Origin of the sequence: Massilia alkalitolerans DSM 17462, assembly GCF_000427785.1 — a bacterium.
In the GTDB taxonomy this organism is placed as follows: Bacteria; Pseudomonadota; Gammaproteobacteria; order Burkholderiales; family Burkholderiaceae_D; genus Telluria; species Telluria alkalitolerans.
The window spans coordinates 252,375-276,964 of record NZ_ATYR01000003.1; the positions used below are offsets into that span (position 1 = coordinate 252,375).

21 protein-coding genes are annotated in these 24,590 nt (G+C 66.0%); 11 read left to right on the forward strand and 10 right to left on the reverse strand.

Annotated elements, in window-relative coordinates; all coding sequences use genetic code 11:
* Positions 1-8: 8 nt before the first annotated feature.
* The 3 genes from YWC_RS0105085 to YWC_RS0105095 all read left to right on the forward strand — a co-directional run bounded on the left by YWC_RS0105085 (position 9) and on the right by YWC_RS0105095 (position 5,815).
* Complete coding sequence (locus tag YWC_RS0105085; protein ID WP_027864395.1) at positions 9-3,167, forward strand: efflux RND transporter permease subunit; 3,159 nt, start codon at positions 9-11, stop codon at positions 3,165-3,167.
* An 8-nt stretch (positions 3,168-3,175) separates the two neighbouring features.
* Entirely contained in the window at positions 3,176-4,594 is a 1,419-nt protein-coding gene (locus YWC_RS0105090; protein WP_036213104.1) for an efflux transporter outer membrane subunit, read from the forward strand.
* 237 nt (positions 4,595-4,831) lie between these two features.
* Positions 4,832-5,815, forward strand: coding sequence for a M28 family peptidase (locus YWC_RS0105095; RefSeq protein WP_051306234.1), 984 nt, complete (start codon positions 4,832-4,834; stop codon positions 5,813-5,815).
* Between the two features lie 53 nt (positions 5,816-5,868).
* Here the strand turns inward: YWC_RS0105095 and hemW are convergent, their stop codons facing one another.
* The 5 genes from hemW to YWC_RS0105120 form a co-directional block, all read right to left on the reverse strand.
* Positions 5,869-7,116 (reverse strand): radical SAM family heme chaperone HemW, encoded by a 1,248-nt coding sequence (hemW, locus tag YWC_RS0105100; protein ID WP_027864398.1) that lies wholly within the window; start codon positions 7,114-7,116, stop codon positions 5,869-5,871.
* Positions 7,113-7,697 carry an RdgB/HAM1 family non-canonical purine NTP pyrophosphatase gene (rdgB, locus tag YWC_RS0105105; protein WP_027864399.1) on the reverse strand — a complete coding sequence of 195 codons (585 nt, stop codon included), beginning with the start codon at positions 7,695-7,697 and terminating at the stop codon, positions 7,113-7,115. The genes hemW and rdgB overlap by 4 nt, the downstream gene beginning before the upstream one ends.
* Positions 7,698-7,810: 113 nt before the next feature.
* A complete protein-coding gene (rph, locus tag YWC_RS0105110; RefSeq protein WP_027864400.1) occupies positions 7,811-8,545 on the reverse strand; it encodes a ribonuclease PH in 735 nt (244 codons plus the stop codon).
* 8 nt (positions 8,546-8,553) lie between these two features.
* A complete protein-coding gene (locus YWC_RS0105115) occupies positions 8,554-9,486 on the reverse strand; it encodes a PP2C family protein-serine/threonine phosphatase (RefSeq protein WP_027864401.1) in 933 nt (310 codons plus the stop codon).
* 15 nt (positions 9,487-9,501) lie between these two features.
* Complete coding sequence (locus YWC_RS0105120; protein ID WP_027864402.1) at positions 9,502-10,482, reverse strand: serine/threonine protein kinase; 981 nt, start codon at positions 10,480-10,482, stop codon at positions 9,502-9,504.
* 133 nt (positions 10,483-10,615) lie between these two features.
* On the opposite strand from YWC_RS0105120, the gene YWC_RS0105125 reads away from it, so the two are divergent.
* From YWC_RS0105125 to YWC_RS28385, 7 genes are all read left to right on the forward strand, one after another.
* A complete protein-coding gene (locus YWC_RS0105125) occupies positions 10,616-11,503 on the forward strand; it encodes a YicC/YloC family endoribonuclease (RefSeq protein ID WP_027864403.1) in 888 nt (295 codons plus the stop codon).
* Positions 11,504-11,664: 161 nt separating this feature from the next.
* Complete coding sequence (gmk, locus tag YWC_RS0105130; protein WP_027864404.1) at positions 11,665-12,312, forward strand: guanylate kinase; 648 nt, start codon at positions 11,665-11,667, stop codon at positions 12,310-12,312.
* Between the two features lie 57 nt (positions 12,313-12,369).
* On the forward strand, positions 12,370-12,573 hold the full coding sequence (gene rpoZ / locus YWC_RS0105135; protein ID WP_005665923.1) for a DNA-directed RNA polymerase subunit omega: 204 nt from the start codon (positions 12,370-12,372) through the stop codon (positions 12,571-12,573).
* A gap of 76 nt (positions 12,574-12,649) precedes the next feature.
* Positions 12,650-14,890 (forward strand): RelA/SpoT family protein, encoded by a 2,241-nt coding sequence (locus YWC_RS0105140; protein WP_027864405.1) that lies wholly within the window; start codon positions 12,650-12,652, stop codon positions 14,888-14,890.
* A gap of 133 nt (positions 14,891-15,023) precedes the next feature.
* On the forward strand, positions 15,024-15,524 hold the full coding sequence (locus YWC_RS31460; protein ID WP_027864406.1) for a hypothetical protein: 501 nt from the start codon (positions 15,024-15,026) through the stop codon (positions 15,522-15,524).
* A gap of 68 nt (positions 15,525-15,592) precedes the next feature.
* On the forward strand, positions 15,593-17,557 hold the full coding sequence (locus YWC_RS28380) for a PAS domain-containing hybrid sensor histidine kinase/response regulator (RefSeq protein ID WP_051306235.1): 1,965 nt from the start codon (positions 15,593-15,595) through the stop codon (positions 17,555-17,557).
* A 77-nt stretch (positions 17,558-17,634) separates the two neighbouring features.
* Positions 17,635-19,872, forward strand: coding sequence for a hybrid sensor histidine kinase/response regulator (locus YWC_RS28385; protein WP_051306236.1), 2,238 nt, complete (start codon positions 17,635-17,637; stop codon positions 19,870-19,872).
* 9 nt (positions 19,873-19,881) lie between these two features.
* On the opposite strand, the gene YWC_RS0105160 is transcribed toward YWC_RS28385, so the two are convergent.
* Together YWC_RS0105160 and YWC_RS0105165 are read right to left on the reverse strand one after the other, a co-directional pair.
* Entirely contained in the window at positions 19,882-20,448 is a 567-nt protein-coding gene (locus tag YWC_RS0105160) for a hypothetical protein (protein ID WP_027864407.1), read from the reverse strand.
* Positions 20,449-20,551: 103 nt separating this feature from the next.
* Positions 20,552-22,156: a methyl-accepting chemotaxis protein gene (locus YWC_RS0105165; RefSeq protein ID WP_027864408.1), complete on the reverse strand. Its 1,605-nt coding sequence runs from the start codon at positions 22,154-22,156 to the stop codon at positions 20,552-20,554.
* Positions 22,157-22,432: 276 nt separating this feature from the next.
* Between YWC_RS0105165 and YWC_RS0105170 the strand changes: the two genes are divergently transcribed.
* Positions 22,433-22,828: a VOC family protein gene (locus tag YWC_RS0105170; RefSeq protein WP_027864409.1), complete on the forward strand. Its 396-nt coding sequence runs from the start codon at positions 22,433-22,435 to the stop codon at positions 22,826-22,828.
* Positions 22,829-22,832: 4 nt separating this feature from the next.
* Here the strand turns inward: YWC_RS0105170 and YWC_RS0105175 are convergent, their stop codons facing one another.
* The 3 genes from YWC_RS0105175 to greB form a co-directional block, all read right to left on the reverse strand.
* Complete coding sequence (locus YWC_RS0105175; RefSeq protein ID WP_027864410.1) at positions 22,833-23,258, reverse strand: YciI family protein; 426 nt, start codon at positions 23,256-23,258, stop codon at positions 22,833-22,835.
* A 77-nt stretch (positions 23,259-23,335) separates the two neighbouring features.
* Positions 23,336-23,932, reverse strand: a complete 597-nt coding sequence (locus YWC_RS0105180; protein ID WP_027864411.1) for a biliverdin-producing heme oxygenase — start codon at positions 23,930-23,932, stop codon at positions 23,336-23,338.
* A gap of 68 nt (positions 23,933-24,000) precedes the next feature.
* Positions 24,001-24,570 (reverse strand): transcription elongation factor GreB, encoded by a 570-nt coding sequence (greB, locus tag YWC_RS0105185; protein WP_027864412.1) that lies wholly within the window; start codon positions 24,568-24,570, stop codon positions 24,001-24,003.
* Positions 24,571-24,590: the final 20 nt, after the last annotated feature.

Below are 24,590 nucleotides of genomic sequence, written 5' to 3' on the forward strand. Positions count from 1 at the left end.
ACTAATTCATGGCACGTTTTTTTATTGACCGCCCAATTTTCGCCTGGGTGATCGCGCTGTTCATCATGGTGATCGGCGCGGTCTCGATCACCCAGCTGCCGATCGCCCAGTATCCGAACGTGGCTCCGCCATCGATCGTGATCAATGCCGCGTATCCGGGCGCCTCGGCACAGACCCTGGAAGACTCGGTCATCTCCGTCATCGAACGCGAGATGAACGGTTCGCCAGGCCTCGTCTACATGGAATCGAGCAGCACCGCCAACGGCAGCGGCTCGATCACCCTGACCTTCGAAACCGGCACCAACCCCGAGCTCGCGCAGGTGGACGTGCAGAACCGCCTGTCGCGCGCGGCCCCGCGCCTGCCGGCGGCGGTGAACCAGCAGGGCGTGCGCGTCGACAAGGTGCGCGCGAACTTCCTGCTGTTTACCATCCTCTCCTCGGACGATCCGAAATGGGACCCGATCGCGCTGGGCGACTACGCCTCGCGCACGGTGCTGCCTGAAATCCAGCGCATCAAGGGCGTCGGCACCGCGCAGCTGTTCGGTACCGAGCGCGCCATGCGCGTCTGGATCGACCCGGCCAAGCTGGTGGGCTACCGCCTGAGCCCTGGCGACGTCAACAACGCGATCCGCAGCCAGAACGCCCAGGTGGCCTCGGGCACCATCGGCGAACTGCCGCTGGCGAAAGGCCAGGAAATCACCGCGACCGTGGTGGTGACCGGCCAGCTCTCCACCGTCGAACAGTTCGGCAACATCGTGCTGCGTGCGAATCCGGACGGCTCGACCGTGCGCCTGAAGGACGTGGCCCGCATCGAAATCGGCGCCCAGGCCTATGGCACGTCGGCGCGCCTGAACGGCAAGCCGTCCACCGGTATCGGCGTGCAGCTGGCGCCATCCGGCAACGCCCTGGAAACCGCGCGCCTGGTGAAGGAGCGCATGGCGGAACTGGAGAAATTCTTCCCGGCCGGCGTGAAGGCCACCGTGCCTTTCGACAGCTCGAAGTTCATCGACATCTCGATCGAGCAGGTGCTGCATACCCTGGTCGAAGCGCTGGTGCTGGTGTTCCTGGTGATGTACCTGTTCCTGCAAAACTTCCGCTACACGATCATCCCGACCATCGTGGTGCCGGTCGCCCTGCTGGGCTCGCTCGGTACGCTGCTGGCGCTGGGCTACTCGATCAACGTGCTGACCATGTTCGGCATGGTGCTGGTGATCGGTATCGTGGTCGACGACGCCATCGTGGTCGTCGAGAACGTCGAACGCATCATGTCCGAGGAAGGTCTGCCGCCGCTCGAAGCAACGCGCAAGGCCATGGGCCAGATCTCCGGCGCCATCATCGGCGTGACCGTGGTCCTGATGTCGGTGTTCGTGCCGCTGGCCTTCTTCGGCGGCGCGGTGGGTAACATCTACCGCCAGTTCTCCGTCGTCATGGTGTCCTCGATCGCCTTCTCGGCCTTCCTGGCGCTGTCCCTGACGCCGGCGCTGTGCGCGCACTTCCTGAAACCGGTCGCGGCCGGCCATCACCACGAGAAGCGCGGCTTCTTCGGCTGGTTCAATCGCAAGTTCGGCGCCACCGCCAAGGGCTATGAAGGCTGGGTCGGCAAGCTGATCCGCAACTCGGGCCGCGGCCTGGTGGCCTTCGTGCTGGTCTGCGGCCTGGTGACGCTGTTCTTCACCCGCATGCCGAATTCCTTCCTGCCGAACGAAGACCAGGGCTACGTCATTGCCAACATCCAGCTGCCGCCGGGCGCGACACTGGAGCGCACCAGCGAAGTGATGGCCACCGCCGAGAACTTCATCATGAAGCAGCCGGAAGTGGCCAACATGGTCAGCGTGCTGGGCTTCTCGTTCTCGGGCGCCGGCCAGAACATGGCGCTGGCCTTCATCCCGCTGAAGGACTGGGACGAGCGCAAGGCCGACGGTTCGGACGCCCAGTCGGTGGCCAACCGCATCATCGGCGGCCTGTCGGGCATCCGCGACGCCTTCATCTTCGCGCTGTCGCCGCCGCCGATCCCGGAACTGGGCCGCGGCACCGGCTTCAGCTTCCGCCTGCAGGACCGCGGCGGCAACGGCCACGAGGCCCTGCTGGCGGCCCGCAACCAGCTGCTGGGCATGGCCGCGCAGAGCCCGGTCCTGGCCGGCGTGCGTCCGGAAGGCCTGGAAGACGCGCCCCAGGTTCGCCTGGACATCGACCGCGACAAGGCGCAGGCGCTGGGCGTCACCTTCGACGCGATCAACACCGCGATCTCGACCTCGCTGGGCTCGGCCTACGTGAACGACTTCCCCAACGCCGGCCGCCTGCAGCGCGTCGTGGTGCAGGCCGATGCCAAGGACCGCATGCAGCCGGACGACCTGCTGCGCATCAACGCGCTCAACGTCCAGGGCCAGCCGGTGCCGCTGTCCTCCTTCGCGACTACCAGGTGGGTGACCGGTCCGATGCAGACCCTGCGCTACAACGGCTACCCGGCGATGAGCATCTCGGGCGACGCCAAGCCGGGCTACTCGACCGGCGACGCGCTGGCCGAGATGGAGCGCCTGGCGGGCAAGCTGCCGGCGGGCTTCGCGTTCGAATGGACCGGCCAGTCGCGCGAGGAACAGCTCTCCAGCGGCACCATGGGCATCCTGATGGCCTTCTCGCTGCTGGCGATCTTCCTGGCCCTGGCAGCGCTGTATGAAAGCTGGTCGATCCCGGTGTCGGTGCTGCTGGTGGTACCTTTCGGTATCCTGGGCGCGGTGCTGGCGGCAATGATGCGCGGCTACCCGAACGACGTGTACTTCAAGATCGGCCTGGTGACCATCGTCGGCCTGGCGGCGAAGAACGCGGTCCTGATCATCGAATTCGCGAAAGACCTGCAGGCGCAGGGCAAGTCGCCGATGGAAGCGGCGATCGAGGCGGCGCACCTGCGCTTCCGTCCGATCATCATGACCTCGCTGGCCTTCATCCTCGGCGTGCTGCCGCTGGTGATCGCGGGCGGCGCCGGCTCGGCATCGCAGCGTGCGATCGGTACCGGCGTGATGGGCGGTATGATTACGGCTTCCACGCTGGGCGTGCTGTTCGTGCCGCTGTTCTTCGTCGTGGTGCGCAAGCTGTTCAAGGGCAGCAAGCGCCAGCAGGACAAGTACGCGCACCATCCCGACGCGGCGGTCGTCGAAGGAAAACAACCATGATCCAAACAATGAAAAAACTGACTCCGCTGGCACTGGCAATGATGCTGGCAGGCTGCATGTCGCTGGCGCCGAAGTACGAGCGCCCCGCGGCGCCGGTGGCCGAGGCATTCCCTGAACTGGCCAAGCCGGCCAGTGCCCCGGCCGCCCAGGTGGCGAACGAGGCGCCGGCGGCAATCGCGTGGCAGCGCTTCTTCCCGGACGCGCGCCTGCGCGGCCTGATCGAGCAGGCCCTGGTCAACAACCGCGACCTGCGCGTCTCGATCGCCAACATCGAGCAGGCCCGTGCGCAATACCGCATCAGCCGCGCCGACCGCCTGCCGACCGTGGGCCTGGGGATCAGCGGTTCACGCCAGACCACCGGCGAGGACCAGCCGATCGACAGCTTCTACCAGTCGGGCTTCTCGGTATCGGCGTTTGAACTCGACCTGTTCGGCCGCGTGCGCAACCTGTCGGAAGCCGCGCTGGCGCAGTTCCTGGCAACCGAAGAGGCGCGCAAGTCGGCGCAGATCAGCCTGATCTCGTCGGTGGCCAACGTCTACCTGCAGCTGCTGGCCGACGAAGAACTCCTGGGGATCACCCAGCAGACCCTGGGCACGCGCCAGGAATCGCTGCGCCTGACCCAGCTGCGCTTCGACAACGGCGTGGCCTCGCGCTTCGAGCTGCAGCAGGCGCGCTCGCTGGTGGAAACCGCGCTGGCCACGCTCGCGGCGCAGCAGCGCCAGCGCGCCCAAAGCCTGAACCTGCTGACCCTGCTGGTGGGCACCCCGGTACCGCCGACCGCGGCCGCCGGCGCCACCCTGGCCTCGACCGAGCTGCCCGACCTGCCGGCCGGCCTGCCTTCGGACCTGCTGGCGAACCGCCCGGACATCCGTGCGGCCGAGCAGCAGCTGATCGCGGCCAACGCCAACATCGGCGCGGCGCGCGCCAACTTCTTCCCGCGCATCACCCTGACGGGCAGCGTGGGCAGCGCCAGCACCGAGCTGTCGGGCCTGTTCAAGTCCGGCACCTACGGCTGGAGCTTCGCGCCGCAGGCGATCCTGCCGATCTTCGACTACGGCCGCAACACCGCGGTGCTGGGCTCGGCCCGCGCCGGCCGCGATATCGCGGTGGCGCAGTACGAGCGCTCGATCCAGACCGCGTTCCGCGAAGTGGCGGACGCGCTGGCCGGGCAGTCGACCTTCAGCGAGCAGCTGCGTGCGCAGCGCGCAGTGGCCGAGGCGGAAGCCGACCGCTTCAACCTGGCGGACCTGCGCTACCGTAACGGCGCGGCCAGCTACCTCGAGCTGCTCGATGCCCAGCGCGCGCTGTTCCAGGCGCAGCAGGCGGCGGTGCAGGCCAACTTGCAGCGCCTGCAGAACCAGGTCACGCTGTACAGCGTGCTGGGCGGCGGATGGACGGAGCCGGCCACGCCGGTGGCGGCGCGCTGAGCGTTTCCTGCGTCGTTCAAGATCGGGCCTTCGCGGCCCGATTTTTTTTACGCCCGGGGTCAGGTCTGACATCTGGACACGAACTCGAGCATTAGCTTGCTGCATTGCTCAGCGCGTGTCCGATTATCAGACCTGACCCCGATGGTTTGAATTGAAGCGCGGAATTGAAGCGATGCCGGATTGCGCAAATGGCTACACTGGAGCCATGAACGCTTGGGGGCTTGCCGCCCGACTGCCATGCGCAAATTCGCCCGCTCACACTGGAAAATCCTCATCGCGATCCTGCTTGCGATCGCGCTGGCGACACTGACCTTGGAAACCGATTCCGCCGCCCCAGCCCAGGATTTGTCCGTCCGCCTGCGAACGCATGTCGAGGCCATCGCCTCCAAAGAACACAATACCGCCACGCCGCGCGCGCTGGAACAGGCCGCGCGCCACATCGAAACCACGCTGGAAGGCTACGGCTACCGCCTGCGCCGCCAGGAATACGAGGCCGGCGGCCAGAAGGTGCGCAACATCGAAGTCGCGGTATCAAACACCGCGCCGGGTGCGAAACCGGAGCGCATCTTCATCGTCGGCGCCCACTACGATTCCGCGCGCGGCGCCCCGGGCGCCAACGACAACGGCAGCGGCACCGCCGCCGTGCTGGAACTGGCGCGCCTGCTCAAGACCATGCAGCCGAGCCGCGGCACCGAAGTGAAGTTCGTCTTTTTCGTCAACGAGGAACCGCCCTGGTTCATGGGCGAAGAAATGGGCAGCATGCAGCATGCCCGCGACCTCAAGAAGAACGGACACAATGTCGAAGGGGCCTTGATCCTGGAGACGATCGGCTGGTATTCGCAGGCGCAGAACAGCCAGAAGCTGCCGCCCGGACTTGAGAAGCACTACCCGAGCACCGGTAACTTCATCGCCTTCGTGGGCACGCTCGAATCCTCGGCCCTGGTGCGCCAGGCGCTGGCGGCCTTCAAGGCCCAGTCGGATTTCCCGGCCGAGGGCCTGGCGGCGCCGGCCCACGTGATGGGCGTGACGCTGTCGGACCATTCGTCATACAACCGGCACGGCTACCCGGCCCTGATGATCACCGACACCGCTTTCCTGCGCTATCCCTACTACCACACGGCCGAGGATACGCCGGACAAGCTCGATTACGCCAGCATGGCGCGGGTGGTCAAGGGACTGGCGCGGACCATGGAGTCGCTGGCGGGTGCTGCGCGCACGTAGGGTGGACGGCTTCGCCGTCGACCCTACGCACTGGAAAGCCGCATATCGTTCCGTCAGGCAGTGAGGAACATCTCCTGCAGGTCGTTCAGGAAACGCTGACCAAGCTCGGTCGGCTTGATGAGCTTGTGGTCACGGTAGAGCAGTCCCTTGCCTTCCGCCTCGTTCAGCGCCTTGGCAATCGCGCTGATGCTCATGCCGGTGCGCTCGGCGAACAGGTTCGGATCGAAGCCGTCGACCAGGCGCAGGGCGTTGAGCATGAACTCGAAGCCCATGTCGCCGCGTGCGATCTCGTGCTCTTCCTGCACCGGGTTGCCGCGCCTGGCCGCCTCGATGAAGGAGCCCGGCTGCTTGTAGCGCGCCTGGCGCAGCACGCGGTGCGGGAAGGAGATCTTCGAATGCGCCCCCGCGCCGATGCCGAGATAGTCGCCGAACTGCCAGTAGTTCAGGTTGTGCTTGGCCTGGCGCCCTTCCCTCGCATAGGCCGAGACCTCGTAGTGCCGGTAACCCGCCGCGGCCGTCGCTTCCAGGATCATGTCCTGCATGTCGGCGCTCGTATCGTCGTCCGGCAGGACCGGCGGGTACTTGGCGAAGACCGTGTTCGGTTCCATCGTCAGGTGGTACATCGACAGGTGCGGCGGGGCGAAGGACAGCGCCGTCTCCAGGTCGCGCCGCGCCTCCTCTAAAGTCTGCCCCGGGAGGGCGAACATCAGGTCGAGGTTGAAGTTATCGAAGGTTGATCGCGCGATCTCGACCGCGCGCAGGGCTTCGGTTTCGTCGTGGATGCGACCCAGCGCCTTCAGGTGCGCGCCGTTGAAGCTCTGGATGCCGATCGACAGGCGGTTGATCCCGCTGTCGCGGTAGGAGGTGAAGCGCTCGGCCTCGAAGGTGCCGGGATTGGCTTCCATCGTGATCTCGGCGTCCAGCGCCAGGGGCAGCAGGGTACGCACGTCGGACATCAGGCGATCCAGCCCGGCGGCCGACATCAGGCTGGGCGTGCCGCCGCCGATGAAGATGGTGTGGATCTTGCGGCCCCAGATCATGGGCAGCGACTGCTCCAGGTCGAGGCGCACGGCGTCGAGGTATTCCTTTTCCGGCAGCTCGCCCTTGGCCTCATGCGAGTTGAAGTCGCAATACGGGCACTTGCGCACGCACCACGGGAAGTGGATGTAGAGCGACAGCGGCGGCAGGCTGGTCAAGTTCAGCGCGCCCGGCTGCAGGTATTGCAGGGCGGTGGCGGCGGGAGAGCGCGATTCGCCGGCGATTTTGCCAAGATCGGAACCGGCGACTTTAATGGGGATCATTTCAGTTTTTCTACCAGTGCACGCAAGGCCTGGCCGCGGTGCGAGTGGGCGTTCTTCACGCTTGGTTCGAGTTCGGCGGTGGTCTTGCCGAGCGAGGGAATCAGGAAGTGCGGATCGTAGCCGAAGCCGTTGGCGCCGCGCGGGGTCTCGATGATCTCGCCGTGCCATTGGCCGTCGGCGATGACCGGCTGCGGGTCGTCGGCGTGGCGCACATAGACCAGCACGCAGTAGTAATAGGCCGACTTGTCGGCGTGGCTGGCCAGGTCGGCCACCAGCTTCTCGTTGTTGCGGGCGTCGGATTTCGGCTCGCCGGCGAAGCGGGCCGAGTAGACGCCCGGCGCGCCGCCGAGCGCGTTGACGCACACGCCCGAGTCGTCGGCCAGGGCCGGCAAGCCGGTCAGGCGCGAAGCGTGCCTAGCCTTGGCCAGCGCGTTTTCCACGAAGGTGCCGAAGGGCTCTTCCGCTTCCGGGACGTTGAACTCGCCTTGCGGATGCAGCTCGAAACCGATGGGCTCGAGGAGCTGGGCGAATTCCTTCAGTTTGCCGGCGTTGTTGGAGGCGAGGATCAGGCGTTGGGTCATGGAGGGCTCGAGAATAGGTTTGCTGCGGAGGGTGGGTATTTTAGCGCGTCGGACCAAACGGCGCTTTGGCGGGCGCAGTCCGGAATGTGGGTCCGGACCGCGTCGGACGACGATCAGGCGGTCAGGCCGAGCGCCTGTTTTTGCAAGCGGATCAACTCCGTGATGCCCAGCTGCCCCAGGTCCAGCAGGCGGTTCATGCCCACGCGATCGAAGGCCGCGCCTTCCGCCGTGCCCTGCACCTCGATGAAATGCCCCTGGTCCGTCATCACGATGTTCATGTCGGTGTCGCAAGCAGAATCCTCGACGTAATCCAGATCCAGCACCGGCGTTCCCTGGTACACGCCGACCGAGATCGCCGCCACGAAGTGCTTCACCGGCACCGCCGGGACCAGGCCCTGCCCCGCCAGCGCACTGAAGGCGTCGTAGGCCGCGACCATCGCGCCGGTGATCGAGGCGGTGCGGGTGCCGCCGTCGGCCTGGATCACGTCGCAGTCCAGGTGCAGCGTGCGCTCGCCAAAGGCTTCCAGGTCGAAGGCAGCGCGCAGCGAGCGGCCGATCAGGCGCTGGATTTCCTGGGTGCGGCCGGTCTGCTTGCCGCGCGCGGCTTCGCGGTCCATGCGCGTGTGCGTCGAGCGCGGCAGCATGCCGTATTCGGCCGTCAGCCAGCCCTGCCCCTTGCCCTTCAGGAAGCCCGGCACCTTGTCTTCGATGCTGGCGGTGCAGATCACCTTGGTGTCGCCGCACTCGATCAGCACCGAGCCTTCGGCGTGCTTGGTGTACTGGCGGGTGATGCGGATGCTGCGCAGCTGGTCGACCGCGCGCCCGCTCGGGCGTTGTGCAAACGTCATGGGAATCCTTATTTAAGTAATTGGGAGGACTTCTCGATCGCCTCGCGGATCTCGGCAATCGCTTTTTCGATTTCGTCTTCGTCGAAGGCATCGGCCGCCTCACCCGGGGGCAAGGGCTGGCCCGCCGTGATCGTCGAGCTGACCTCGTCCTCCGGCAGCATCTGGGTCGAGATCACGTCGGGCGACAGGCTGCCCTTGGCGTCCGCGCCCTGCCAGGTGATCGCCAGCGCCGTCGTGTTGTCGGCGCGGGCGCCGCCGATCGCGGCGGCCATCGCCACCATGTCCGGCACCGCCTGCACGATGGTGGAGGTGGACAGCCGGTGCACTATCTCGGTCTCGGGCAGCATGCCCCACAGGCCATCGGAGCAAAGCAGCAGGGTGTCGCCCGGCTCCAGGCTGGCCTGGCGCGAGATGTCGATCCTGGGCGCCTGGCCCGCGCCGAGGCAGTTGTACAGCTTGTTGCGGTCCGGATGGGTGTTGCGCTCGGCTTCAGTCGCCCTGCCGCGCTCGATCAGGTATTCCAGGTGCGAATGGTCGCGCGTGCGCGCCAGCACCTGGTTGCGGCGCACCCAGTACAGGCGCGAGTCGCCGCAGTGCGCCCACACGGCGCAGTTGTGCTGCACCAGGCAGGCCACCACCGTGGTGCGCGGCGTCTCCGGCAGCTTGTGGCGCTCCGCATAGGCCAGGATGTCCCAGTGGGCCTGGTTCAAGGCCTCTTCCAGGAAGCGCTCGGGCTTCTTCACATAGGGCTTGGCCTGCATGCGGAACATCATCGACAGCGTCTGCAGCGCGATGGTCGCGGCGATCTCGCCGCGCATGTGGCCGCCCATGCCGTCGGCCAGCACCAGCAGCAGCGCGTCGCGCGTGAAGCTGTAGCCCATCCGGTCCTGGTTGACCTTGCGCCCGCCGATGTGGGTCTGCTGGTAGACGGAAAACTGCATGCTGCCTCCTCGTGCTTAATTGGCGGTCTTGCGGCCGAAGCGCCCGACCAGGCCGCGCCAGCCCCCTGCCCGCGCGGGCGCCCCTTCGTCGGCATCCGGCTGCGGCGCCAGCGTCGGCGGCGCCTGCAGCACCTTCTGCATCGAGAACACGCTCTGTGGCCGCGTCAAGGGATCGAGCGCCATGCACGCGCGGACCATCGCGATCAGCTCGGGCGAATAGCCGCCTGCGAGCCTGGCGAACTGCGCTTCGGTCTTGTCCTCGTCCTTGCGCGCTTCGACCGGGGGCGGCATGCTGCGCGTCATGCAAGCATACATGGCTGCGCCGATGCTGTAGATGTCGGTCCAGGGCCCGAGCGCGGCCGCCCTGCCGTACAGCTCGGGCGCTGCGAAGCCCGGGGTGTACATGGGCGCCAGCATCGGCGCGTCGAGGTTGATGGTCTGGCGCGCCGCGCCGAAGTCGAGCAGCAGCGGCGAGCCATCTACGCGCAGGTAGATGTTGGCCGGCTTGAGGTCGAGGTGCAGCAGCTTGTTGGCGTGGACTTCGCGCACGCCGGCGCACACCCCGTTGAACAGCTGGCGGATCGAGGCTTCGCCCATGCGGCTGCCCCTGGCGTGCAGGCGCGCGATGTGGTCCTGCAGGGTATGGCCGGATTCGTAGGCCATCACCATGTAGACCGTTTCGTGGGCGCGGAAGAAGTTCACCACCCGCACCACGTTCGGATGGACGATCCGGGCCAGCGCCCGCCCCTCTTCGAAGAAGCACTTCAGGCCGATGCGGAAAACCGGTAGATTGGGCTTCGAAACGACTGGTATCAGTTGGCCGGGCGCGCGCAAGGCGAGCTGGCTGGGCAGGTATTCCTTGATGGCGACCGCGTTGCCTTCGGCGTCATATGCCAGATAAACAATACTGAACCCACCGGACGCGATTTTCTTTACAATGCGATATCCGGCAATTTCCAGGCCATCAGGCAGGGGGGCATTATTCTGTGCGGCCATTAGAGTCCTTGCTTAACAGGGCGATTGTGTGGGATAAATGTTGCCTTTGTAAAGGCCACCTCGATCCGCCTGCGACGGTTCTCGGGGTATCTAAAGAATAAAAAAGACGGGGAATTCTTTGAGCATTTCAAGCATGACAGGTTATGCGGTTGCCACCAGCGAAAGCGCTGCCGGCACCCTCACGATCGAGATCAAGAGCGTCAATTCGCGCTTCCTCGACCTCCAGTTCCGCATCAACGACGAACTGCGCGCGCTGGAACCCGACCTGCGCGCCGCCATCATGGCCGCCATCACGCGCGGCAAGGTCGAGGTGCGCTTGTCCTTCGGCCGCAAGACCGCTGGCGGCTCGCAAGTGCTCAACCAGGAACTGCTGGCCGACCTCGCGCGCCTGCAGGCGGAAGTCACCAAGCATTTCGCCCAGGCGGCGCAGATGACGGTGGCCGAACTGCTGCGCTGGCCCGGCGTGATCGAAGAGTCGACCGTGGGCCAGGAGTCGCTGCAGACTGATGTCGCCGCCCTCACCGCCACCACCGTGGCCGCTTTCGTCGACAGCCGCAGGCGCGAAGGCGCGGCGCTGGAAGCGATGCTGCTGTCGCGGATCGACGCAATGGAAGCGATCGTCAAGCGCATCACCCCGCTCATCCCGCAAGTGATCGCGCAGTTCCAGCAAAAGGCCATCGAGCGCATGCAGGACGCGCTGGGCCTGGCCGGTCACGGCAACCCGTCAACCCTGACGCGCCAGGAAGTGCTGGAGCGTATTCGCCAGGAAGTGACGCTGTACGGCATCCGCATCGACGTCTCGGAAGAACTGTCGAGGCTGTCGGCCCACCTGAACGAAACCCGCCACATCCTCAAGAAAGGCGGCCAGGTCGGCAAGCGCCTCGACTTCATGATGCAGGAGCTGAACCGCGAAGCGAACACGCTGGGCGCCAAGGCCTCGGTCAAGGAGCTGGCGGATGCGTCGATGGAGCTGAAGCTGCTGATCGAGCAGATGCGCGAGCAGGTGCAGAACCTGGAATAATTTGTTGTCGTTGCGCAACAGCGCAACGGTGATTTGAACGCGTGGGCAGGAAACCTGCCCACCCTACGAATACGATTTTGTAGGGTGGGCGGGTCTCCCGCCCACGCGTTCGACGTTATGATGAACACACGTAATACACGTTTTAACCAAGGACTCTATTCATGATCACTCCCGCCCTCTCCGGCAGCCTGTTCGTCGTCGCCGCACCATCCGGCGCCGGCAAATCGACCCTGGTCAACGCCCTGCTGAAGCTGGAACCGGGCATCAAGCTGTCGATCTCGACCACCACGCGCCCGCCGCGTCCGGGCGAGCAGGACGGCCGCGAATACCACTTCACGACGGCGGAAGATTTCGTCTCGCGCGCCGACCGCGGTGAGTTCCTGGAATGGGCGGAGGTCCACGGCAATTACTACGGCACCAGCCGCCTGACCGTGGAACAGGAAATGAAGCTGGGCACCGACATCCTGCTGGAGATCGACTGGCAGGGCGCGCGCCAGGTGAAGAAACAGTTCCCCGACGCCGCCGGCATCTTCATTTTGCCGCCGTCGATCGAAGCCCTGGAGGAGCGCCTGCACAAGCGCGGCACCGACGAGCCCCACATCATCACCCGCCGCCTGCTGGCTGCCGGGGGGGAGATGGCTCACGCTCCGGAGTTCGAATATGCTATCATCAACGAAGAGTTCAACGTCGCCCTCGCAGAACTGCAGGCGATTGTCAAAGCGACACGTTGCCGTTTCGCCCAGCAGGCGGCGCGCAACGCCGACTTGTTTGCCCAGCTGGGAATCCACGCGCAACAACCAAATTTGTGATCTAGCAGCGTGCGGCACCGCAAGGTCGCCGCACATTGTCCAATTCAGGAGTGACCTATGGCCCGCATTACCATCGAAGATTGTCTCAAGAACGTCCCGAACCGCTTCCAGCTGACCCTGGCCGCGACCTATCGCGCGCGCCAGCTGCTGCAGGGCCACACCCCGAAGGTCGAAGCCAAGGACAAGCCGACCGTCGTCGCGCTGCGTGAAATCGCCGCCGGCAAGGTCGGCCTCGAGATGCTCAAGAAAGTGCCGATGTAAGACCTTGCGGGGAACCTGGAATCGTCATATCGATATTCTGTTATTCTGTGCCTACACTGGCTGATCGATATTACATATGAGTTTGTCTTCCCCGGATTCGACCCATCCAGGAACCCCTGCCCGCACCAAGCGTCCGGGCAAACCGCAAGACGCCGAGGCACCGGCGCCCGCCCCGGGTGTCGCCTCGGTCACGCAGCTCATCAACAAGCTGTCCGACTACCTCACCCCTGCCGAGCTGAAAAAGGTCAAGGAAGCCTATCGCTTCTCCGACGAGATGCATCTCGGCCAGGTCCGCAAGTCCGGTGAGCCGTATATTTCCCATCCGATCGCCGTCGCCGAGATCTGCGCCGAGTGGAAGCTCGACGCCCAGGCCATCATGGCCGCGCTGCTGCACGACGTGATCGAAGACCAGGACGTCAAGAAGGACGAGCTGATCGAGCGTTTCGGCGCCCAGGTCGCCAACATGGTCGACGGCCTGTCCAAGCTCGAAAAGATCGAGTTCCAGAGCCAGATAGAGGCCCAGGCCGAGAACTTCCGCAAGATGCTGCTGGCCATGGCCTCGGATGTGCGCGTCATCCTGATCAAGCTCGCCGACCGCCTGCACAACATGCGCACCATGGGCGTGATGGTCCCGGCCAAGCGCCGCCGCATCTCGCGCGAGACCATGGAAGTCTACGTGCCGATCGCGCACCGGCTCGGCCTGAACAACATCTACCGCGAGCTGCAGGACCTGTCCTTCGCCCACCTCTACCCGCTGCGCTACTTCACGCTGGCCAAGGCCATCAAGGCGGCGCGCGGCAACCGCCGCGAGGTGGTCAAGAAGATCCTCGAGGCGGTCAAGAACCAGCTCGCCAGCGCAGGCATCCAGGCCGAGGTTTACGGCCGCGAAAAGACCCTGTACGGCATCTACAAGAAGATGCGCAACAAGCACCTGTCGTTCTCGCAGGTGCTGGACGTATACGGCTTCCGCGTGGTGGTCGACACGGTCCCGAACTGTTACGTGGCGCTCGGCACCCTGCACGCCCTGTACAAGCCGATGCCCGGCAAGTTCAAGGACTACATCGCGATCCGCAAGATCAACGGCTACCAGTCGCTGCACACCACCCTGATCGGCCCTTACGGCACCCCGGTCGAATTCCAGATCCGCACCCAGGACATGCACCGCACCGCCGAAAGCGGCGTGGCGGCGCACTGGCTGTACAAGACCGGCGACTCGAACATGTCGGACCTGCAGCAGCGCACCCACGCCTGGCTGCAGTCGCTGCTCGACATCCAGCAGCAGACCGGCGACTCGGCCGAGTTCCTCGAGCACGTCAAGGTCGACCTGTTCCCCGATTCGGTCTACGTGTTCACCCCCAAGTCGAAGATCATCGCCCTGCCGCGCGGCGCCACGGCACTGGACTTCGCCTACTCGATCCACACCGGCATCGGCGACCACACGGTGGCGGTCAAGATCAACAACGAGACCCAGCCGCTGCGCACCGAACTGCACAACGGCGACATCGTCGAGATCGTCACCGATCCGGATTCGCGTCCGAGCCCGACCTGGCTGTCCTTCGTCCGTACCGGCAAGGCGCGTTCGGCGATCCGCCACTACCTGCGCACGGTGAACGTCAACGAGTCGGTCGAGCTGGGCCAGGAACTGCTGGCCGGCGCCCTCGCCGCCCGCAACATCGGCGCCGAACTGCCGCCGAGCACCATCGAAAAGCTGCTGGCGGAATCCTCGGCCAAGTCGATGGAAGAACTGTATGCCGACATCGGCATCGGCAAGCGCATGCCGCAGCTGGTGGCGCGCCACATCTTCGGCCTGATGGACGCCGACCCGGAACACAAGCCGTCCAACCTGCCTCTGCCTGCCAGCGACATCGACCCGGTCACCATCTACGGCAGCGAAGGGGTTTCGGTGCAACTGGCGCCCTGCTGCCTGCCGATCCCGGGCGACCAGATCACCGGCCAGCTGCGCCGCGACCAGGGCCTGGTGGTGCACACCAAGGACTGCCTGCCGGCGGCGCGGGTCCGCTCCAAGGAACCGGACCGCTGGATCGCCGTGCAGTGGGGCGAGGAACTCAACCGCCGCTTCGACTGCCGCATCCGCCTGCTCATCAACAACGAGAAGGGCATCCTGGCGCGCGTAGCCGCCGAGATCGGCGAGTCCGACGCCAACATCACCTATGTCGGCATGGACGAGGACGACGAACACCTGATGACGCAGCTGCGCTTCACCATCCAGGTGAAGGACCGGGTGCACCTGGCGCAGCTGATCCGCAACCTGCGCCGGGTGGCGGGCGTCAACCGGGTCGAGCGCGAGCGTTCCTGATACGGATCGGCGGCCGGGCACCCGGCCGCCTCCATGCACCCTGCATACGCCACGCACAGCTCATCCATTCGTGCGCTCATTGGCAGCTTGTCCATATTAATATTTGGACAATGTCCACCACGAGAGCGCTTACATGAACACATCCTCCCTCCGTTTTGCTGTCGCGTCGCTGCTGCTGGGCGCAAGCTTCACCGCCCCGACCGCCTCGGCCGCTTCGCTGGTCACCAAGCCGCTGGTCATTGAAGGGGTCATCCATGAAGTGCTGGGCCCGGCGCTGCGCTGCGCCTCGAAGCTCGGCGGAACGCTGGTCGGGCACGGCAACGATCCGGCCCTCGGCCCGGTCGCCTTCATGGGCAGGGACTGCGTCACGCCCAACGGCCCACTGCTCACCTTCAGCGACGGTCGCATCACCCTTCTCACCGGGAGCGGCGAGGTGATCTACGCCAACTACAGCGGCCAGGCGGTCCCGACCGGCGACGGCAAGGTTGCCTTCAGCAATGCCACCTTCCAGATCATCGGCGGCACCGGACGCTACCACCGGGCTTCCGGCGGCGGCGACTTCACCGGCAGCCAGGCACTGCTGACCGGCGCCGGTACCATCAAGCTGAGCGGGAAGATCACCTACCGCGAGTAAGGTCTTGCCGCTCGCGATGCTGTCCGGAAGCTGTATGATGACTTTTTTCCTCACAGGCATCCGGACTTATGCTTTCGCTGGACCAGATCGAAGCTGTCTTCAACAGCTCCACGATTCCCACTGCCCTGTTCTCTCCGTCGGATGACCCGGTCTTTGTCGCGGTCAACGACGCCTTCCTGCAGACCAGCACGCGCAGCCGGGAAGAGCTGCTGGGAACGCGCCTGTTCGCCGCCTTCGACGTGCCCGGGGAAAGCCCGGACGACCCGATTGCCGCGGCCCTGAAGGCATCGATTGCGCTGGCCATCGCCACCGGCCAGCCGCAGACCATGACGGCCCAGCATTATCCGATCAAGCTCAGGCAGCCCGACGGCAGCGAATCCTGGGAGAACCGCTACTGGAACGCCGTCAATGCGCCGGTGTTCGATGCGGCAGGACAGCTGATCTTCGTCCTGCACTACACGCTCGACATTACGCAGCAGGTCAAGGCCCAGCAAGAACAGCGCGCCACGACCGAGCTCTACAGCAAGCTGATCGCCTCGATGGACGACGGCTTCTGCATCGTCGAGGTGCTGTACGACGAAGCGGGCAAACCCGTCGACTACCGCTTCCTCGACATCAATCCGGCCTTCGAGGCCCAGACCGGCCTCAAGAACGCGCGCGGCAAGACCGTGCGCGAACTGGTGCCGGAGTCGAACGATACCCACTGGGCCGAGCTGTACAGCAGCGTGGCATTGACGGGAAGGCCGCTGCGCCTGGCCGAGGAAGGATCGCCGATCGGCCGCTGGTTCAACATCTACGCCACGCGCGTGGGCGATCCGAAGCAGGGCAAGGTGGCGGTCCTGTTCAACGACGTCACCGACGCGCGGCGCACGCGCGACGATCTGCGCAGCCTGGCCCACGACCTGGCCACCGAGAACCGGCGCAAGACCGAATTCCTGGCGACGCTCGCGCACGAGCTGCGCAATCCGCTGGCGCCGATCCGTACCGGCCTGGAACTCATCCAGCTCGCCGGCGGCAAGCCGCCGCCCAGGGTCTACGAGATGATGGACCGGCAGCTGAACCAGCTGGTGCACCTGATTGACGACTTGCTGGACATCGCCAGGATCAACAGCGGCAAGGTGCAGCTGAAACGCGAACGCATCGCACTGCGCGACGCCATCGCCAATGCGGTCGACTCGGCCCTGCCGGCGATCGAGGCGGCAGGGCACCGGCTCGACCTCGCCCTTCCCGACGCGCCGCTGGTGCTGCACGCCGACCCGATCCGGCTGGCGCAGGTGTTCAGCAACCTGCTCACCAATGCGGCCAAATATACGCCCGGCGGTGGAACGATCGGCATCGCGGTGCAGCACGACGAACGCAGCGTGCGCGTGGCCGTGACCGACACCGGCATCGGCATCCCTGCGGACGCCCTGCCCGGCGTGTTCGACATGTTCAGCCAGGTATCGCGCAACATGGGGCGTGCGCAGGGCGGCCTGGGCATCGGCCTGTCCCTGGTGCGCAGCCTGATCGAGATGCATGGGGGAGCGGTGCATGCGGAGAGTCCCGGCGAGGGCAAGGGCAGCAGCTTTGTGGTGGAGCTGCCGCTGGCCAGCGGCGGTGCGGCGGATGACCCCATGGGCGCCGAGCCGCCTGCCGGCACGCAGGTCCGCCGCGCAGGCCGATTGAAGATCCTCGTTGCCGACGACAACGTCGACGCCGCCACGACCTTCATGGCCCTGCTGGAAGCCGGCGGCCACGAGGTGGACGTCGTCCACGACGGGCGCCAGGCGCTGGCGCAGGCGCAGGGCGGCAGCTACGACCTCGCCATCCTCGACATCGGGATGCCGGGCCTGAGCGGCTACGAAGTGGCCGCCGCACTGCGCAATCTTCCCGGCTGCGCGCCTACCTTCCTGGCCGCGCTGACCGGATGGGGCTCCGAAGAGGACCAGGCCCGGGCCAGGGCCGCCGGCTTCGATGCGCACCTGACCAAGCCCGCGGGACTCGCCGAAATCGACCGCCTGGTGCAGTCCTTGCTGGACAAGCGAGCGCAATAGCACCAGGAAGCGACGCGTGACAAAGGCCAGGCCTGCACTTGCCTGTTAGAATCCCTTGCTTACACCAAGAGAACAGCATGAAGACGCGTACTTACCTTGCCGCGATCGTCCTGACCGTCCTTGTGCCGCTACTGGCGCTGTCGGCCTGGGGCCTGAACCTCCTGCTGGAAGAGGAGAAGGAAGCGCGCCTGCTGACGGTGGAAGCGCGCGCGCGCTCGATCGCGCTGTCGATCGACAAGGAGCTGGTCCGCGCCGAGGGCGCCTTGCGCGTGATCGGCCAGACCGACCAGATGTCCAGGGAAGATTTTTCGCCCCTGTACGAGCTGATGCGCAAAACGATCACCTCGCCGGATTCCTGGGCCGTGCTCTACGGCGCCGACGGCAGCATGCTGATGCACACCCACCATCCCTACGGCGCCAGTTTCGACGAAGGACCGAATGCCTGGGTACCGCAGGCGATCGCGCTGCAGAAGCCAAGCGTGACGAACCTGCGCGAGGGCCGCGCCGGCAAGTGGAAGGTCGTGTCGGTCAACCTGCCCGTGAAAAGCGCGGGCGGGCGCCAGTTCCTGCTGTCGCACACCTTCCACGTCAGCCACATCACCGCCCTGCTGCACCGCCAGGAACTGCCTCCGAACTGGGTGGTGGGCGTGTTCGGCGACGACGGCATCTCGATTGCCCGCAACCTGCGCGAGACGGAATTCGTCGGCAAGCCGGTCAAGCGCGAGTTGTACAAGGCCTCGCGCGAGCGCGCCAGCGGCAGGCTGATCAACCTGACGCGCGACGGATTCTGGGCCTACAATACCTTTACCCACACCACCCGCGCCGACTGGACCGTCGCCATCGCCGCGCCGGAAGAAGAAATCAACCGGTCGGCGCGCACCGCCACCCTGATCGCGGGGTGCGTGCTGCTGTTCGCCCTGGGCAGCGCCCTGCTCGGCATCGTCCTGTTCGCCCGGCGGCTCAGCGCTTCCTTCGACCTCGCCCTGGATGCCGCCAAGTCCCTCGAACTCGGCAAGATGCCGGTCGTCCAGCCTTCGGGGGTGGTCGAAGCCGACGTGCTGCAGCGTGCCCTGCACGATGCGGGCGCCAAGCTCGAAGCCGAGAACGAGGCCCGCCGGCGCCTCGAGCGCGAACGCGAGCAGCTGCTGCGCAGCGAACGGGACGCACGGCGCGCGGCCGAGAACCAGAACAACGCCAAGGACGAATTCCTGGCCATGCTGGCCCACGAACTGCGCAACCCGCTCGCGCCCATCGTCGCGGCCGCGCACATGCTCAGGCTCCCGGGACGGGACGACGCGAGCGTGCAGCGCACCGGCGACATCATCATCCGCCAGGCCGACCACCTCAAGTCGCTGATCCACGACCTGCTGGACGTCTCGCGCGTGACCCGGGGACTGGTAACGATCGACCGGCAACCGGTCGAGATCGACGCGGTGGTCAAGAGCGCCATCGAACAGGCGCAGCCCCTGATCGATTCGCGCAAGCATGCGCTCGCGCTGGACCTGCGCTCGTCCAGGGCGGTCGTCCTCGGGGACAAGAAGCGCCTGGTCCAGGTCATCGCCAACCTGTTGACCAATGCCGCGAAATACACGCCGCCGGGCGGCAGGATCGCATTGATGGTCGAAACGCAGGGCGAGCAGCTGGTCCTTGCCGTATCCGACAACGGCATCGGCATCGATCCGGAACTGCTGCCCCATGTATTCGACCTGTTCAGGCAGGCGGAGCGCTCGGCCGACCGCTCGCAGGGCGGCCTGGGACTGGGGCTGGCACTGGTGCGCAGCATCATGACCATGCATGATGGACAGGTGAGCGCGCACAGCGACGGTATCGGCAAAGGCGCCTGTTTCACCCTCACCCTGCCCCTGCATGCCGAGCGCGCCACCCAGGCGCGCGCGCCGCACGAAGCCGCACGCGGAGGCGCGGCGCCGGTGCACCTGATGATCGTCGACGACAATGTCGATGCGGCGCGCTCGCTGGCCCACCTGCTGGAGGCCAAGGGGCACCATGTCACGGTCATGGCCAACGCCCATAGCGCCCTCGACGAAAGCCTGCGCAATCCGCTGCCGCTCTACATTCTGGACATCGGCCTGCCGGATATCGACGGCTACGAACTGGCGCGCCGCCTGCGCGCTGCGCCCGGCAGCGCGGGCGCGGTGCTGGTCGCGCTGACCGGCTACGGCCAGATGCACGACCAGCACAAGGCCTTCGCGGCCGGCTTCGACCACCACTTCGTCAAGCCGATCGATATCGCGGCGCTCGACCGCATCCTGGCGGACGCCGCGCAGTCGCAGGCGGGACAGGCCGTCTGCGACTGAAGACCCGCCTCAGTGCCGGCGGCCTGCGCCCGGCGTGGCAGGAACCAGTTCGGTAAAGTCGAGCGTTTCCCCCGACATGAGCGCCGCCTCGTCGTGGCGGTAGCCGCACAAGGCGGTGGCCAGCATGAGCGGCACTTCGAACAGGCAGTCCACGTCGGCGTCCACGCCGCCCTGTTCGTCCTGGGTCGCCTTCATTTCGGCGTGGATGGTGTCAAGCAGCGCGGGCGGCGTGCCGTCCACCGCCAGGTGGTACAGCCCTTCTTCGGACAGGTGGACCACGTCCCAGAGCTTGGCCCCATCCTTGTACTGGAAGGCGGCGCTGGCCATGACGTGTTCCTCGACCTGGCAGCCGAGCGCCTCGCAGCCCGCGGACAGGCGGGCCATGCCCTCGGCCTGGGTGGCCGGGTGCGCCATGTCATTGAAGACCAGCAGGTAGCCGCCTCCCGGCAGGTCCGCGCCGGAGACCGGGCTCTCGTTCACCTCATCGGGCTCGCCGGTATTGGCCAGCGACAGCTGGGCAAGGATGTCGTCTTTCGATTTGCCGCGTATCGCGATCCAGGCAAGGGAAAATCCCATGTGCTGCGTCCTTTCGAAACCGTTGTCGTTGGGCGCCAGTGTGGAGCAATCCACATCGCTTGGCAAATTCCGGCAAGGGAGTCGTGCGCAGCGGGATTGGGGTTCAGGCCTGCACCGGGAGGGCAAGCTGCCCGCGTGCAGTGGGTTGCGGGCGCGCCGCATGCCCGTCGCGCTCCAGCCGGAAGGTGCCGACCACCTGCGCCAGTTCGGCCGCCTGTTCCTGCATCGCCACCGCGGCGGCGGCGGCCTCCTCGACCAGCGCCGCGTTCTGCTGGGTCACGCGGTCCATCTCGACGATCGCGCCGTTCACCTGCTCGATGCCGGCGCGCTGTTCTTCGCTGGCGTTGGCGATCTCGTTCATGATGACGGTCACCTGGCCGATGCTGCGCACGATCTCGTTCATGGTCACGCCGGTGCGGTCGACCTGGCTGCTGCCTTCCGCGACCTTCGACACGGAGTCGTCGATCAGCGCCTTGATCTCCTTGGCGGCGCTGGCCGAGCGGTGGGCCAGGTTGCGCACCTCGGTCGCCACGACCGCGAAGCCGCGGCCCTGTTCGCCGGCGCGCGCCGCTTCCACCGCCGCATTCAGCGCCAGGATATTGGTCTGGAAGGCGATGCCGTCGATGACGCCGATGATGTCGGCAATCTTGCGCGAGGCTTCGTTGATGGCGCCCATGGTCGAGACCACCTCGGCCACCATCTCGCCGCCCTGGCCGGCGATCATGGCGGCCTCGCCGGCCAGGCGGTTGGCCTGGCGCGCGTTGTCCGCGTTCTGCTTCACGGTCGAGGTCAGTTCTTCCATCGAGGCCGCAGTCTCCTCCAGGGCGCTGGCCTGCTGTTCGGTACGCGCGGACAGGTCCTGGTTGCCGGCCGCGATCTCGCCCGATGCCAAGGCGATGGTGCCGGTGCCGGCGCGCACGCGGCCGACGATGCCGGCCAGGCTGTCGTTCATCGCGCCCAGTGCCCGCATCAGCTGGCCGGTTTCGTCGCGGCTGTTCGCCATGATGCGGCTGGCCAGGTCGCCGGAAGCGACCTTTTCCGCCACCGCCACCGCCGCGCGGAGCGGCACGGTGATCGAACGGGTGATCAGCCAGGCACAGGCGATCCCGAAGACGATGGCGGCGATGCCCAGCGAGAGCAGCAGCACGCGCGTGCCCGCATAGGAATCGAGGATGGAACTGGCGACGCCGTCGGCCGCGGTGATCTGCATGTGCGCGAGCTTGGCGACGGCGTCCTGGAAACGCTTCGTATGCGGCAGCATCTGCTCGCGATAGATCGTGGTTGCCAGCGCGTGGTCCCCGTCCAGCTTCGCCTTGAACAGCGCGTCGCGCGCCGCCAGGTAGCCGACCCGTTCCTGCTTGACGACCTTGAACTGCTCCTTGACGCCTTCATTGCGCAGTGAGCTTTCGATCGCGCTCTGCAGTTCGTTCGAGCGGGCCGAGACGGCCTGCATGCGCTGCGCCATGTCGGCGTACACGGCCGGGTCGGTGGCCACGAACACGGTTTCGATCCGGGCGCTGTTCAGCTCGATGAGCTTGCCCCACTCCGCCACGTTGCGCTGGTTCTTGATGCTGGTGTTCACCAGGCGGTGCGTCAGGTCGCCCGCCGACTGCATGCGCGCCAGCGCGGTCAGCGTCACGACGAGCAACAGGGACAGGACGACGGCGAACCCGATGCCGAGCCGGGCACCGATCTTGAGGTTTTTCACTGCTGGATTCCTTCCGGATGTGACGAAATGCCGTCAAGGTATGAACACAGATGGGCCGGATGCCCTTGCTTGCCTTGGTACCAAGGGTGCCATCGACGCGACTACGGAGAATAACATTGCCAAACGGCAATGATGGTGCAATGCGGCAATTGCGCAACTCAGGGATATTACGTATTCCGGTGCAATGCGACAGGGGCCTGCCGCATTGCCAACAGGAAGCACCTGATGCTACTGTTGGCCTTCCCACGCACACAGCGTTCCCAGATCGGAGAGTACATGAAGCGGGTTACTGGCATCGGCGGCATCTTTTTCCACGCACAAGACCCGGTGGCGCTGCGCGCCTGGTATGGGCGGCATCTGGGTGTAGACGTGCTGGACTGGGGCGGCGCCGCCTTTACCTGGGACGATGCGGCGCGCAAGCCGGACGGCGGGGTCACGATCTGGTCGATCGGCCAGGCCGGCAACGAACACTTCGCCCCGGGCAAGGCAAACTTCATGATCAACTACCGGGTCGCCGACCTGGACGCCCTGCTGCAGACCTTGCGCGAGGAAGGCTGCAATGTCATGGACCAGACCGACGACTCGGAATTCGGCAAGTTCGGCTGGGTCATCGACCCGGAGGGCAACAAGGTCGAGCTGTGGGAGCCCCCAGCGGAGCCCCAGGCACAGTAAAGGCTCAGCCGGCCAGCGCGGCGCGCTGGCGCTCTTCCTGCTCGCGCAGTTCCGGGGTCATGGCCTCGCCGAAGTCTTCCATGTCGAAGATCTGGCGGATCTCGATCTCGGCTTCGCCGCCCGCCATCGGCATCGGGACGCGCTTGACCCACGCGATCGCCTCTTCCTTCGACTGGACGTTCCAGATCCAGAAGCCGGCCAGCAATTCCTTGGTTTCGGCGAAAGGGCCGTCGACCACGCGGACATTTCCATTTTTATCGAAATGAACGCGTGCGCCGCGCGAGGACGGGTGCAGGCCTTCGCCGGCCAGCATCACGCCGGCCTTGATCAGCTCGTCGTTGAAGTTGCCCATGTCAGTGAGCAGTTTCTCGTCAGGCATTTCACCCGCTTCGCTGTGCTTGTCCGCCTTCAGCAAGATCATGAATCGCATCGCATCCTCCGTTTGGTTGGTTGTTGACACTACGACGATCAGGAAGGCAGGCAATCGACATCGCCGCCCGAATATTTTTAATTTTTTTCCAGCTGCGCCAGTTCAAGGATCGCATCGAAGGCCGCACAGGCCCCGGCGCAGGCCTCGGCAATTTCCACCGGGCCGGTGACGTGCGCACGCAGCGCTCCCATGAAGGCGCGCCAGCGCAGGCCCGGGCCGCCCTCGTCGCCGCGCAGGTAGCGCAGCGGATGCGGGGCCAGCGGCCCGGCCAGCTTGCCGTACAGGACGGCGCCGCCCAGCTGCGAGCCTTCGATCACGTAGGCGACGCCCCAGCGCCAGGCGGCGCTGGCATCCGTTGGCCAGGCGGGGGCGGGACGCAGGGGCTGGACCTCGGGCATGCGCGGCTCGGCAAGGTCGGCCTGGATCAGGGCCAGGCGTTCGGTAGGCGGCAGCGTGGCTTCGGCCTGGGGGCCGTCGGCAAAGCCGGCCAGCCAGCGCTCGAGCGGCGCCAGCCAGTCGCGCACCATGTGCAGGTGCGCGGCGTAATCGTCGAGGGAAGGAAGGGGTGCGGACAGCGGCAGGCCGCTGTCGAGCCGCTCGTGCCGCGAGGCAGTCGCAGTCCGCAACGCGGCCAGTACGTCGGTGTCGCGCGCGGAATCGTTGGAACGGTTCATGGTGCTCGGTAAGCGGCGAATCGTCCATCTTACCACCTCCAGCGCCTGGCAAAACCTGCCAGGCGCTGTTAGTCGGTGACCGGTTCCGGATATTCCACTGAAAGAATCTCCAGCTCGTCGGTTCCGAGCGGCGTCTGCAGCGTGATGACATCGCCTTCGCGCGCCTTGGTCAGCGCGCGCGCCACCGGCGAGACCCAGCTGATCTTGCCGCGCAGCGGGTCGAGCTCGTCGACCCCGACGATGGTCACGGTGTGCTCCTCGCCTGCCTTGTTGAGGTAGGTGACGGTGGCGCCGAAGAAGACCTGGTCGTTGCCATGATGCACGCTGGGGTCGACCACGAAGGCCGAATCCATGCGCTTGGTGAGGAAGCGGATGCGGCGGTCGATCTCGCGCAGGCGGCGCTTGCCGTAGATGTAGTCGCCGTTCTCCGAGCGGTCGCCGTTCGAGGCGGCCCAGTGCACCACCCGCACCACCTCGGGCCGGTCGACGTCGATCAGCTGCAGCAGCTCGTCCTTGATGGCCGCATAGCCGGCCGGGGTGATGTAGTTCTTGGCCCCGGCGGGAATTGCCTGGGCCAGCGCCAACGCCTCGGCGTCGTCGTCCTCGTTGTCGGACTCTTTTACGAATGCCTTGTTCATCATCTTATTGTAACGGCAAG